At 72.8% G+C, this 12,958-nt stretch carries 10 protein-coding genes; 6 read left to right on the top strand and 4 right to left on the bottom strand.

The features are described 5' to 3' along the window. Window positions 1-511: 511 nt before the first annotated feature. Complete coding sequence (locus ABZ914_RS34080; protein WP_500198306.1) at window positions 512-1,090, top strand: TetR/AcrR family transcriptional regulator; 579 nt, start codon at window positions 512-514, stop codon at window positions 1,088-1,090. 126 nt (window positions 1,091-1,216) lie between these two features. After that, a complete protein-coding gene (locus tag ABZ914_RS34075) occupies window positions 1,217-2,098 on the top strand; it encodes an alpha/beta fold hydrolase (protein ID WP_500198305.1) in 882 nt (293 codons plus the stop codon). A 137-nt stretch (window positions 2,099-2,235) separates the two neighbouring features. Here the strand turns inward: ABZ914_RS34075 and ABZ914_RS34070 are convergent, their stop codons facing one another. Next, on the bottom strand, window positions 2,236-3,255 hold the full coding sequence (locus tag ABZ914_RS34070) for a helix-turn-helix transcriptional regulator (RefSeq protein WP_500198304.1): 1,020 nt from the start codon (window positions 3,253-3,255) through the stop codon (window positions 2,236-2,238). 171 nt (window positions 3,256-3,426) lie between these two features. Here ABZ914_RS34070 and ABZ914_RS34065 point away from each other — a divergent pair, with 171 nt between their 5' ends. After that, window positions 3,427-4,119 (top strand): SDR family oxidoreductase, encoded by a 693-nt coding sequence (locus ABZ914_RS34065; protein WP_500198302.1) that lies wholly within the window; start codon window positions 3,427-3,429, stop codon window positions 4,117-4,119. 50 nt (window positions 4,120-4,169) lie between these two features. Here the strand turns inward: ABZ914_RS34065 and ABZ914_RS34060 are convergent, their stop codons facing one another. Both ABZ914_RS34060 and ABZ914_RS34055 read right to left on the bottom strand, forming a co-directional pair. Further along, entirely contained in the window at window positions 4,170-4,619 is a 450-nt protein-coding gene (locus tag ABZ914_RS34060) for a VOC family protein (protein ID WP_500198301.1), read from the bottom strand. Next, window positions 4,616-5,656 carry an aldo/keto reductase gene (locus ABZ914_RS34055; RefSeq protein ID WP_500198300.1) on the bottom strand — a complete coding sequence of 347 codons (1,041 nt, stop codon included), beginning with the start codon at window positions 5,654-5,656 and terminating at the stop codon, window positions 4,616-4,618. Before ABZ914_RS34055 ends, ABZ914_RS34060 begins: the two co-directional genes overlap by 4 nt. Window positions 5,657-6,172: 516 nt before the next feature. Between ABZ914_RS34055 and ABZ914_RS34050 the strand changes: the two genes are divergently transcribed. Genes ABZ914_RS34050 through ABZ914_RS34040 form a run of 3 tightly spaced genes read left to right on the top strand, consistent with a single transcriptional unit; the run spans window position 6,173 to window position 7,985 of the window. Next, window positions 6,173-6,967: a DUF6084 family protein gene (locus ABZ914_RS34050; RefSeq protein ID WP_500198298.1), complete on the top strand. Its 795-nt coding sequence runs from the start codon at window positions 6,173-6,175 to the stop codon at window positions 6,965-6,967. Continuing rightward, complete coding sequence (locus ABZ914_RS34045; protein WP_500198297.1) at window positions 6,955-7,839, top strand: hypothetical protein; 885 nt, start codon at window positions 6,955-6,957, stop codon at window positions 7,837-7,839. The genes ABZ914_RS34050 and ABZ914_RS34045 overlap by 13 nt, the downstream gene beginning before the upstream one ends. Further along, window positions 7,836-7,985 (top strand): hypothetical protein, encoded by a 150-nt coding sequence (locus tag ABZ914_RS34040; RefSeq protein ID WP_190854725.1) that lies wholly within the window; start codon window positions 7,836-7,838, stop codon window positions 7,983-7,985. Before ABZ914_RS34045 ends, ABZ914_RS34040 begins: the two co-directional genes overlap by 4 nt. 144 nt (window positions 7,986-8,129) lie before the next feature. Here the strand turns inward: ABZ914_RS34040 and ABZ914_RS34035 are convergent. Then, a partial coding sequence (locus ABZ914_RS34035; RefSeq protein ID WP_500198295.1) for a DNA repair ATPase occupies window positions 8,130-12,958 on the bottom strand: 4,829 nt, incomplete at its 5' end.

Here is a 12,958-nt window from a genome sequence, read left to right as displayed (position 1 = left end):
CCTAGGGGCCGCAGAGGCTCCAAAGTCAAGGGTGGACGAAGTCCATCGCGAAGCGACGCCGAAGGCGCCCTTGACTTTGGAGGGGCGGCCCCGTATGCAAGCGCCACCCCAGCACCCGAACACCATTTCTCAGTGTTGCTGGAACGCTGATGAGTCCAATGGCATCGGAAAAAATTTCGGATTCGCTCTTCTTGAACGGCGTAAGCTGCATGACATGGACGCTGTCAAGTTCGCGTACGGATGGGCTTGGTGGCGTCGACGGTCTGCGTTTGAGCAACTCGACATTCTTGTAGGTGTCAAGCCTGGCCTGCGCTGGTGGAGCCCGCGTGGTGCAGGAGCAGAGCAAATCACCGCGGCCAACAATGTCGGTGACTGCATTGAATCGGCGGTCGCGGTCGCGATCGCCGTGCGGCCGGAGCCGGAGCCGGAGCCGGAGCCGGGGGCGTGGCGGGCCGGGGTGGCGAGAGTCCGGATTCTTGAACGTGCGATCCAGATACGGTACGGTGAGCGCATGGCGAGGACCAGGGAGTTCGACACCGAGGCGGCGGTGAGCCGCGCGATGGAGCTGTTCTGGGCGCGTGGCTACGAGGCGACCTCGGTGCGCGATCTGACCCGGCATCTCGGGATCGGGCAGGGCTCCCTGTACGCCGCGTTCGGCGACAAGGACGGCCTCTACCGGGCCGCGCTGGACCGTTATCGCTCCACCTTCGCGGCGGCCGCCCTGCGGACCCTCGAAGAGGGCGCGGACGCCCGCTCGGCCGTCCGCGCATTGCTGGTCGAGCGGATCCGGATCGCCGTCGAGCACGGCGGCCAGGGCTGCCTCCTGGTCAACGCCGCCACGGAGCGCCTGCCCGAGGACCAACAGACCGGACGCATCGTTCGAGACGTGCTCGGCGCCAACCAGGACGCTCTCACTGAACTGCTGCGCGCGGCGGCGGAGCGCGGTGAGATCTCGGCGCGACACGCCCCGCAGACCCTGGCCGCCTTCCTCGTCACGTTCCTCAACGGGCTGCTGGTCTCCTCGAAGGTCACGCCGGACGCCCGCGCCCTCGAACCGCTCGTGGAGGTCGCCCTGACCGCCCTCGACTGATGTCGCATGCCCGCTATCTGGATCGCACGATCCATAAAACGGTGGGCCGGCGCCGATGCCAGGCCGCCGCCATCCGACGCGCTGCATCCGCAGCCATGTGGAACACGCGATGAAAGGGAGAAGAGAATGATGCTTGATCACCAGGGAGAGCCGGTCCGGACGGGCCGTGCCGCCGTCAACGGGACGAGCCTGCACTACCGGACGGCCGGGTCCGGGCCGGCCGTCGTGCTCCTGCACGGCGTGCCGAAGACCGGCTACCACTGGCGCCACCTCGTCCCGAAGCTGACGCCGCGTTACACCGTCGTCGTGCCCGACCTGCGTGGTCTCGGCGACTCGGCGCATCCCGCGGACGGCTACGACTCCGCGACGATGAGCGACGACGTCGCCGCGCTGATGGCCGGTCTCGGGCACGAGACCTACAGCGTGATCGGAGAGGACTGGGGAGCCGTGATCGGCTACCAGCTCGCCGCCCGGAACCGCGACCATGTCAGCGCCCTGGTCTTCGTCGAGGCGCTGTTCCCCGGGTTCGGCTTCGAGGACCACACGGCGCTCACCCCCGAGAACGTCTCGAGCGGCATGCACCTGTGGCACCTGGGCTTCTACTTCCAGCCGGACGTGCCCGAGATGCTCATCGCCGGACACGAACGGGAGCTGATCACGTACATGATCAAGAGCGAGCGCAGCCGCCCGGACAGCGCCACCGCCGACGCGATCGAGGAGTACGTGCGCTGCTACTCCATGCCCGGAGGCGTCCGCTCGATGCTGGCGATCTATCGGGCGATGCTCGTCGACGCCGAGCAGAACCGGCAGGCCGCACAGAAGAAGCTGGACATCCCCGTCCTGGCGCTCGGCGGCTCGGCCTTCATCGGCGACCGGAACGAGACTCAGATGCGGCTGTTCGCCGATGACGTCACCGGCCACGTCCTCGACGCCGGACATGACCTCGCCGAAGAGGTGCCCGACGAGATGGCGGAGGTCGTGCTGCCTTTCCTGGCCGCCCGGACGTAGCGCCAAGGCCGCCGCGCCCGGACGCAGCACCCGGACGCGGCGCCCGGAAGAAGCACCCGGACGCCGCGCCGGGCTTCCGATGCGGGCGCTCGCGGCGTTCGGCTCTGACCCGCCGTTCGACGTCAGCGGGTTCGACGTCAGCGGGGCGGGCGGATCGGTTCTGCGGCCGAGGCGCGAGGTGCCGTCCAACTGGCGAGGACTTTAAGGCGGTCCTCCGAGGGGGTGCCCGGCTCGGCCGCATAGACGGTCAGGTCGTGCACGGCCCCTTGAGCCAGCGGCAGGTTCAGAGAGCGGAACGCCAGCTCTAGGCGGCCGACCTCGGGATGGTCCAGCCGCTTGACGCCCCCGTGGTGGATCCGGACGTCGTGACTGGCCCACATGGTGCGGAATTCGGGGCTGAGCGTGGACAGTTCCCCGACGAGCTCGCGCAAAGCGCGGTCGTGGGGTTCGCGTCCGGCTTCGGCGCGGAGCACGGCGACCGTTGCCTTCGCGCCCTCCTCCCAGTCGACGAAGAAATGGGACGAGCCGGGGTCGAGGAAGAAATAGCGGGGGAAGTTGGCGCAGCCCCGATCGGCGGTGGTGCCGCTGTCGAACATCGGTGAATAAAGAGCCCTGCACAGCGCGTTGCTCGCGACGATGTCCAGGCGGCCGTTGCGCACGAAGGCGGGGGCCATGGTCATGGAGTCGACCATCCACTGCACGGAGGCAGGGATCTCGACGTCGTTGCGGCGGCGGCGCCGTGCCGCCCGGCGGGCGGGACGAGCCGCTCTGGCGAGATCCAGCAGGTAGGTGCGCTCGTCCTCGTCGAGGAGCAATGCCCGGGCGACCGCTTCCAGTACGTCCTCGGAGACGCCGCCGATGTGGCCCTTCTCCAGCCGCGTGTACCACTCGGTGCTCACGCCGGCGAGGGCCGCGACCTCTTCGCGCCGCAGTCCCGGCACCCGGCGTCGCCGGCTCGTGGGCAGCCCGACCCGCTCCGGGGCGAGCCTGGCGCGCCGGCTCGTGAGGAAGCCGCGGATTTCCGAGCGGTTGTCGGCGCGGTTGTCAGTCCGGCTTTCAGTGCGGTCGTCGGTCCGGTTGTCAGTCAGGCCGTCGGTCCGGTTGTCAGTCAGGCTGTCGGTGCGATCGCCGCCGTGGCTCTCGGGCGGAAACTCCATTCGTCCACGGTACCCACGGCCCGGACGATAGGGAGGTCGCGCTTGTACCCCCCATAAACGCGACCTTGCTCGCCCCTGACGGCACCGGTTTCGTGGGATCGGCGGTACGAACGGCGCTCCATCACCGCCGTCCGCCGCCCCTCATCCCCGTCACACCTCAGGAGCATGACCATGGCCGGCAAGACCGTACTGATCACCGGCGCGACCAGCGGTATAGGCGCGCACACCGCGCGGCTGCTGCTCGACCGCGGCCACCGCGTGGCCGTCACCGGCCGCGACGAGGGCAGGCTGAAGACCTTCCTGGACGACGCCGGCCGCCCCGACCGGCTGCTGGGCATGATCGCGGACGCGGCGGACTGGGAGGCCACCGAGTCGGCCGTGACCCGCACCGTGGAGCGTTTCGGTGCCCTTGACGCGGCGGTGGCCAACGCCGGATTCATGACCGGTGACTCCGTCGGGGCGGGTGATCCGACGTCGTGGGCGCCGATGGTCCTCACCAACGTTCTCGGCCCCGCCCTGCTGGCCCACGCCGCCCTGCCCCACCTCGAGGCCACCGGCGGACGGCTGGTGCTCATCGGCAGCGTCGCCGGGCTGAAGAACTCGCCCGGCAATCTCTACTCGGCCACCAAGTGGGCCACCACCGGACTCGCCGAGAACCTGCGCCTGCACGCCACGACCCGCGGCATCGGCGTCACCCTCGTCAACCCCGGCATGATCGACACGCCCTTCTGGCAGGGCGCCGGCGCTCCGCCCTTCGCGCTGCCTCCCGAGCCCATCGCCGAGGCGGTCTGCCACGCCCTCGACCAGCCGGCGGGCGTCGACCTCAACACCCTCACCATCCGGCCCATCGGTCAGCCCGTCTGACCCGGGAGCGCCCGGCACGAGAGGCGGCGCGGCAAAGCGCGGGCGGCGGCTCAGGCGGGCTCGTCGATGGCGGGCATCGGCGGGCCGCCGGGGTTCCAGATGTCCAGGAAGGACGCCTGGAGGCTCCGGTCGACGAGTTCGACGTCCGCGCCGATCGAGTCGACGCGGTGGTAGGCGAACGCGCGGCCGTGGGGGCAGCCGGAGAACGTCTCGGCGAAGCCGTCCGCGGTGAGCCTCGCCGTCCCCGCCGCGAGGTCGGACGTCCAGAAGCCGAGGTGGTGGAAGCCCGGCCGGGACGTGTCGCCCCACGGCCCGCCCGGCGCGGCCTCGATGAGCTCGACGAACGGGGCGCCACCGGCGGAGAAGACGATCCGGTAGTCCCATTCTCCGAGCCGCCCGTCGGCGGGGTCGCGCCAGGCCAGGCCCGCCGCCGCGGTGAGGTCGCGCATCGCCGCGGCGAGGTCGGGGACGGCGAAGCAGACGTGGTAGAAGCCGGTCACCGGGGGCGGCGGCGGTTCTCGGGGTCCAGCGCCGGGTTGCCGGTCAGGTGCTTGATGCCCGCGATGTCGGTGCCGGGCGGGACGACCTCGTCGATCGCGTCCAGGACGGCCGGGTCGAGGCGGACGTCGGCGGCGGCGAGCAGGTCGTCCAGCTGCGCCATCGTCTTCGGGCCGATGATGGTCGAGGTGATCGCCGGGTGCTCGCCGACGAAGGCCAGCGCCATGTGGGTCAGCGACAGGCCCGCCTCGTCGGCGATCTTGGAGAGCCGCTCGACGGCGTCGTAGCGGACGGGCGCGCTCGGGTCGGCGTCGACCGTGCGGCCCTTCCAGTTCGAGTCGTCGGAGGGCGCGAAGCGGGAGCCGGCGGGCGCCGCCTCGTCGCGCCGGTACTTGCCGGTCAGCCAGCCGCCGGCGAGCGGGCTCCACGGGATGACGCCCATGCCGTGCCGCCGCGCCGCGGGCAGCATCGCGTCCTCGATCGAGCGGGCGAAGATCGAGTACTGGGGCTGCTCGCAGACGAACCGGGCGCCGCCGCGGCGCGCCGCCGCCCACTGCGCCTCGACGATCTGGTCCGCCGGGAAGGACGACGAGCCGATGTAGCGGACCTTGCCCTGGCGGACGAGGTCGGTGAGGGCGTCGAGGGTCTCCTCCAGATCGGTGTCCCAGTCGGGGCGGTGCATCTGGTAGAGGTCGATGTGGTCGGTACCAAGGCGGCGGAGGCTGTCCTCGACCGCGCGGACGATGTAGCGGCGGGACCCGCCGCGGGCGTTGCGCTCGTCCCCGAGCGGGAAGAAGAACTTGCTGGCGAGGACGACGTCGTCGCGGCGGCCCTTGAGGGCGCGGCCGACGATCTCCTCGCTCTCCCCGGCGGAGTACATGTCGGCGGTGTCGACGAAGTTGATCCCGGCGTCGAGCGCGCGGTGGATGATGCGCTCGGAGTCGTCGTGGTCGGGGTTGCCGACCGCGCCGAACATCATGGCCCCGAGGCACTGGGTGCTGACCTCGACGCCGGTACGGCCGAGCTTCCGGTACTGCAATGCGGGCTCCTTCTCGCGGTGGACGGGCACGACGCTAGAAGCTGGAGCGCGCTCCAGGTCAAGCAGCGGCCCCCGGCCACCGCCCGGGCGACTCCCGCTCCGCCGACACGACTCGCCGCGACACGACTCGCCGCGACGCGACTCGCCGCGACGCGATGCGGCGTGGAAGCGCACCGTGTCGTGCATGACTCCGGAAAGTTTTCCGATCTCCGGCCGGCCCACCCTCCCTCGCATATCGGGCTAATGCCTCGATATCGCGTCCATCGCGCTCCCGGTCACGGCCAATTCCGATCACCCGCTTCGCCACCCGCCCCGCCCACCCCGCTCGCCGCGCGGCAGGGGTTCCACCGCGCGGATCTTCCCAGGTAGAGCGTGCTCTTTGCGTGGTCATGGAAATGCCCGAGGGTGATTTCCGGCGGTGTTTGCGGGCGAATCCCGCCGGGCAGGTCGAATTGGTCGATGATCTCTGGGGGGAGTGGCCATGACCACCGTCGGCGAAGGGGGCGTGACGCCCGCATGAACGCGGTCCCGGAACTGGCGCTGGACCTGCTCGGCATCGAACCCGAGCCCTTCGCGGCGGCGCCCACGCTGAACCTGCGCATCGCGCTGCGCCGCCCGGACGGCGGGCCGGTCCAGTGCGTCCTGCTCACCACCACCGTGACGATCGCGGCGGCGCGGCGCCGCTACGAGGACGCCGAGCGCGACCGGCTGGTCCGCATGATCGGCCCGGCCGCGCTGTCGGACGACCCGCCCGGCGGGCTGCTGTGGGCGCGGATCGGCCTGACCGTCCCGACGTTCCGCGGCGAGACGGAGGTGACGGTCGCGCTGCCCTGCGGGCACGACATGCAGGTCACCGCCGACCAGTACCTGCGCGCCCTGGGCGGCGGCGAGGTCCCGCTCGACCTCGCCTTCGACGGGACCGTCTTCTACCCGGGCAAGGACGGCGTGCTGCGGACCGCCCAGATCCCGTGCCGGCACCAGGCGACCGGCGAGCTGTCCGTCGCCATGTGGCGGAGCCTCGTGGACCGCTACTACGGCGCCGTGCGATGGCTGCGCCTCGACGAGGACCGCTTCGACCGCCTCGCCGCCTACCGGGCCCGCCGCGCGCACACCTCCTTCGACGACACCGTGGACGAGCTGCTCCACGCCGCCGAAGCCCTGCACGGCGACGCCGAGCCGGACGACACCGAGCGCCTGCGGGACGCCGCGCGGCTGGAGTCGCTGAACGAAACCGGCACCGCCGTGCGCGACACCGCGCTCAGCGCGGAGATGGCCATGCGGCCGGAGGAGAGCGGCCCATGGACGCCGTGAGGGCGATCGCCGACACGGTTCTCTACGAAGGGCATCTCCTGTGGCCGTACCGTGCCTCGGCGGCGCGGACCGGGAAGCGCTGGACGATCGGCGGCGTCCTTCCGAAGGACGAGGCGGAGCGGTCCGGCGGCCGCTGGACGGTCTCCGCGGAGTTCCTGCTGGAGGACGGCCCCGAGACGACCGTGGAGTTCACGCTCCGGTTCCTGCACGCGGTGCACCGGCAGATGATGGACGGCGACGCCCCGGTGCACGAGCTGAAGGCCGGCGCCGGGACGTACCGGACGCGGCAGGAGGCCCGCGAACGCGAGATCACCAGCGGGCGGCTGCGGCTGGAACGGCTGCTGCGCTCGCCCGTCCGCGTGCCCGTCGCGATCGCCGCGGGCTTCGACGAGAAGCGGATCGAGGGCACGGCGCGGGTCTTCCGCACCTGGGACCGGGTGACCGGGACCGTCGTGCTGTCGGCGGAGCGGGCCGCGCCGGGCGCCGTCCGGCTCCGCGCCGTGATCGTCAACACCGGCTCCGCCGGGGACCGGGACGAGGCGGACCGCACGGGGATGCTGTGCGCGCACCTCGTCGCGGACGCGTCCGGCGGGTCGTTCGTCTCCTCCGCCGCCCCGCCCCCGCGCTTCGCCGACGCGGCGGCGGCCTGCCACAGCGACGGCCTGTGGCCCGTCCTGGCGGGCCCGCAGGGCGGGCACGGCACGGTGCTGGCCGCGCCGATCGTCCTCTATGACTGGCCCCAGGTGGCCCCGCAGACTCCGGCCGACCTGTTCGGCGGCGCCGGTCTCGACCGGCTGCTGGCCGAGCTCGCCGCCGGCGACCCGCGCGGCGGAGACCGCGCCACCACCGGAACAGGAAGGAGTGAGCGATGAGGAAGCAGAACATGGGCATGCGCAAGGGCGGCATGCGGGCCATGGCGGGCCGCATGATGGTCGGGATGCTGGTGGCCGCGATGGCCGCCGTCCTGATCAAGATGATGCCGGCGCTGATGCGCCGGGCCCGGTCCGAGCAGGAGTGACCGGGACGAGGAGCATGCGGGTCTCGTGAGCCGGCGATGCGGGTTCGATCCCCGCCCCCGCGACTGCGTGAAGGCGCGCCCGATCGATCGGGCGCGCCTTTCCTTCGCGGGCCGCACAGCCACGGGCGCCGCGGGCCGGTCGCGTCAGCGGTCGCGGAGGGCCTTCTCGATGGCGGAGAGCTGGTCGGCCAGGTGGAGGAGGGCGCCGACGGACGGGTCGTCCTCGTTCCCCGCGAGGGTCCGGGCGCGGACGTAGGCGGCCTTCACCTCCTCCCAGTGGGCCTCCTGCTCCGGGGTGAGGGCGTTCCGCAGCTCCGCCAGTTTCAGCAGGTTGGACTCGGTGTCGGAGGTGAGCGTCTGCGCCTCGGCCCGGTAGTGGTCGTCGATGAGCGTCTCGAGCTCCTCGTCGTTCATCACGGGGAGGACCCGCTCGGCGAGCTTGTTCATGTCGCGGTAGGAGCCCTGCAGCCGGAACGGCGGCTCGGTGCGGGACGCGTCGTCCTGCGCCGCCGAGGCGATGTAGGCGCGGTTCACCGTCAGCACGACCTCCTGGACGCGCCGGAGCTTCGCCATGACCGACAGGATCTGGTCGAGCTCGGCCTGCGAGTACGGGTGCGCGAGGCGGTCCGGGCGGACGCTCCGGTCGCCGGACGCCAGCCGGACGAGCAGCTCGACGTCGGCGCGGTCGCGGCCGGCCAGCGGCGCGAGCACCGGGTTGGAGGTCAGGGCGTTCTCGATGTAGCTGAGCGCGAACAGCTCGTCCTTGCCGGCGAGGACGTCGCCGAGGTTCCAGACGTCGGCGCGGTTGGCGAGCATGTCGGGGATCCGGAACCGCTGCCCGGACTCGGTGTACGGGTTGCCGGCCATGCAGACGGCGAAGCGCTTGCCGCGCAGGTCGTGGGTGCGGGTGGCGCCCTCGATGCGGCGCTGCGCGTCGCACAGCGGGATGAACTTCTGCAGGAACTCCGGCGAGGTGTGCTGGACGTCGTCGAGGTAGAGCAGGACGTTGTTCCCCATCTCCAGCGCGAAGTCGATCTTCTCGAGCTCGCGGGCGGCGGTGGCGTTCGGCGCCTTCGCCGGGTCGAGGGACGTGACGTCGCGGCCGAGGGCCGGGCCGTCGACCTTGACGAGGGCGAGGCCGAGCCGGTCCGCGACGTACTCCATCAGCGTGGTCTTGCCATAGCCGGGCGGCGAGATCAGCAGGAGCAGGCCCATCTGGTCGGTGCGCTTGCCGTCCCCGGCGGCGCCGATCTGCTTGGCGAGGTTGTCGCCGATGAGCGGCAGGTACACCTCGTCGACGAGCCGGTTGCGGACGAACGCGCTCATCGTGCGGGGCTTGAGGGCCGCGATCCCGAGCCGCTCCGACTCGACGGCGACCAGCTCGTTGCGCCGCTTCTGGAAGGCGCGGAACGCGGGGACGCGCTCGGTGCGGAACCGCTGTGTGCGCGCGAGGAGTTCGTCCAGGCGGAGCGGCAGGGCGCCGCCGGTGATGCGCGGGTGGGCGCCGAGCAGGTCCTCGACGGTGGCGGTCAGCGCGGCGGGGGAGTCGTAGCGGGCGGACGAGCACAGCACGGTCGCGACGGCCTCGGGCAGGTCGGCCGGGTCGGCGTCCGGGGACGCGGCGAGGTGGGAGCCGAGCCAGGCCCCGGCGAGCTGATACCGGGCGGCGAGGTCGCCGCCGAGCGCCCGCAGGTCCTCCTCCAGCGCGGACAGGTGCGGGCCGAACGACTTCAGCAGGTCGCGGGTGCCGGTGCCGATGACGAACCCGTCCGGCGCCGTGGCCAGCTCCTCGATCAGGTACTCGGCGGCCTGCGGTCCGTCCGGCGCGGGCAGGCCGGTGCGCGCCGAGAACTCCTCGACGGCCGCGGTCAGCTCGCCCGCCAGGTCGTCCAGCGCGGGCGCGCGCCCGAACGACCGGCGGGCCCGGACGAGGGACCGGGCGCGGGTCGCCCAGGCCGCGCGGGCGGCGTCGTCGGCGCCGTGCGTCCAGAACAGCTGGGCCGCCGCGCGGGCGGACGACGGGTAGCGCAGCAGGCCCGCGTCCGCGTGCAGGCGCAGCAGCACGTCGAGGATGCGGGCGGCGTCGTGGTCGTGGACGCCGCGCTCGTAGCCCTCGTCGTAGCGGTCGGCCGCCGCCTCCCGCACCACCCGCAGCAGGTCGGCGCCCCGCAGCTCGTCCGCGGACCGGGCGGCCAGGACCGACGTCGCCAGGTACTCGGCCCGGTACGTCTCTGGTGTCTCCGAGACGAGGGTCTGGTCCCACAGGCCGCGGGTCGCGGCGAACGCCTCGTCGCGGACGGGCGCCCGGTAGTCGGTCCCGGTGACGGTGAACGCGATCCCGCCGTCCTGCGGGACGAGCGTCAGCTCGATCGGGCGGGTGTTCACCGCGAACCGGTGCCGGCCGAGGCGGATCGTGGTGCCGTCCTCGCCGTACAGGTCGAGCCGGTCGCGCAGCGCCCGCGCCGCCTCCTGCCGGGCCGCCTTCACCCGCCCTTCCAGCTCCTCGGCGCGCACGTCGTCGCCGAGCCCGCGCAGCTCGTCCGCGATCGCGCGGATCCGGGCCACCATCGCGTCCGTCGCGAAGTAGGCGTTCACCTCGTCCGGCGAGGCGAGGGACGCGGCGCGGCGCCGCACCCCGGTGAGGATCCGGTCGGCGGACCCGGTGAGCCGGCCGGCGCGGCGCGCCCGCTCGTCCAGCAGCGTCTGCTTGCGCGACGAGAACGCCTCGTACAGCTCGGTGCGCTTGGTCTCCAGCCCGGCGGTGAACTCCTCCAGCTCGGCGAAGCGGGCCTGCAGCGTCTCCAGCCGGAGCAGCAGCCGGCCGAGCTGCTCGTCGCAGCGCTCCGGAGTGGTCGCGCCGGCGAGCGCGCCCGCGACCGCCTGGTCCAGCAGCGCCAGCTCGGCGGCGAACGCGGCGCGCCCCTCGTGCTCCAGCAGCTCGCGGCGCCGGTTGTCGAGGACGGCGCGGGCCCGGTTGAGCCCGCCGAGCACCTCGCCGACGCGCTCCAGGATCGCCGTGCGGGCCGTCGCGTCGGTGATGTCGAGGTCCCCGACGACCTCGGTGACGACCTCCAGGCCCTCGTTCTGCGCGTCGAGGAGCTCGGCGAGCGGCGCCGCGGCGGCGGCCGTCGCGATCGCCCCGGCCTCCTCGGCGATGCGTTCCACCTCGGCGTGGTAGCCGGTGAACGCGTCCTCGCCCTGCAAGAACCGGACGGAGCGCTCGCCCAGTCCGCGCAGCTCGGTCTCGACCGTGCCCGACAGCTCGTCGATGCGGGCGGTGTCGGCGTATCGCAGGTCGCGGAGCGTCTCCAGGCGGCCGAGCGCCCGCCGCATCTCGGCGAGCCGGGACACCCAGCCGTCGGCGGTCGCGGGCTCCTCGGCGCCCGCCCGCCGGACCAGCGCGGCGACGTCCTCGCCCGCCTCGTCCACGGCCGCCCCGGCCTGCTCGGTCAGCGCGCGGACCTTCTCGTACTCGTCCAGCACCTGCCCGGCCGTCGCCCGGACGTCCGCGATCGGCGCCGCGAGGTCGCCCAGCTCCTCGTCCGCCAGCCAGTGGAACAGGTCGGACGCCCGCGTGCACGCCGCGATCAGCGCCTCGAACACCCGCGCGGACGGCGACATCTCGTCCACCATCCGGGTGATCGACAGGCACTCGGAGATCCCCCGGACGAGGTCGGCGTTCCCGACCCGCTCCAGCGGCCCCGTCCCGACCGGCTGCGCGGCGGCGTGCTCCTCCGACACGAAGGGCGTCGCCCACACCTGCATCGGATGCGCCCGGACCGGCTCCGCCGGCAGCGCCCGCAGCACCACCAGCGTGCCGTCCTCGAACAGCGAGTACCCGTGGCACGCGATCGGCGCCGCCACCCGCTTGCGGATCACGTTGTACGGCAGCAGCAGCGACCGCCCGTCCCCGCGCGAGTGGAACGCGTACAGCACGTCCTCGCCGTTCGGCGACCGGACGACCCCCTCGTACTCCAGCCCGGTGACGTCGGTGTCGAACGTCTTCACCACGCCGGTGTCCAGGCAGTAGCCGCCCGCGAAGACGATCCCGTGGTCGTCGGGCAGCCGCCGGCACGCCTGCTCGATCCCGTCGAGCCGCACGACCTCCTTCGTCCGCACGTTGAACACCAGGTGCCGCCACGACGGCTCGTTGTACGGCCGGATCCGCAGCAGGATCAGCGCGCCGACCCGCGCGTACCGGACGTCGGCGTCCGCGAGGGCCTGCAGCGGCTCGTCCACCGGCTCGGAGTGGATCCCCCTGTCGGTGGACGTGTCGTTCTCGACCTTGACGGTCAGCGTCCCGCCGACCGTGGCGACGAACACCTCGCCCTCGATCGAGATGTGCGGGTGCTTGCCCCGGACGTGGTCGTCGCGGGTCGTCTCGATCCACTCGACGTCGTGCGACGGCGGGAAGGAGTGGTCGCGCTCGCCCTGGTTGTCCTCGTAGGCGACGGTGCCGTCCGGGGCCGTCCGCCAGCGCAGGACGCGCAGGTCGGACAGCTGCGGCCCGGTCTGGAACACCGCGAGCAGCCGCCCGTCCACCAGCCGGAGCTGCAGCAGCCGCGCCTGCCGGTAGTACCGGAACATGTCGGCGAAGTCGCGGTGGAAGCGCGGGTCGTCGAGCAGCCCCGGCACCGCGTCCGGGCCCGCCGGCCCGATGGCACCGGCGCCGCCGTCCCCGTCCCCGTTGCCGCCACTGTCGCCGCTTTCGCCGCCGTCGCGGAACCGGTGCAGCGAGAACACGTCCTCGACGGACGTCACGCCCGCCGTCCCGGGCGCGTTGCAGCCGAGCAGCAGCGTCCCGCCGAGCGCGACCACGTCGCGGGGCACGCCCGCGCGCTCCGTCCGGACCTGCTCGGTGCCGGTCAGCCGCAGCTCGGCGCCGCCGAACACCTCCAGCCGCCGGGCGTTCAGCGCCTCCGCCCGCCGCGCCGCCTCCGCGGCGCCCGCCCCGACCCGCGCCCGCCCCCACG

The organism is Spirillospora sp. NPDC046719, from assembly GCF_040645715.1.
Taxonomy (GTDB): domain Bacteria; phylum Actinomycetota; class Actinomycetes; order Streptosporangiales; family Streptosporangiaceae; genus Spirillospora.
The sequence above is the reverse complement of the archived record's forward strand: the minus strand, read 5'-3'. Positions and strand labels throughout refer to the sequence as shown.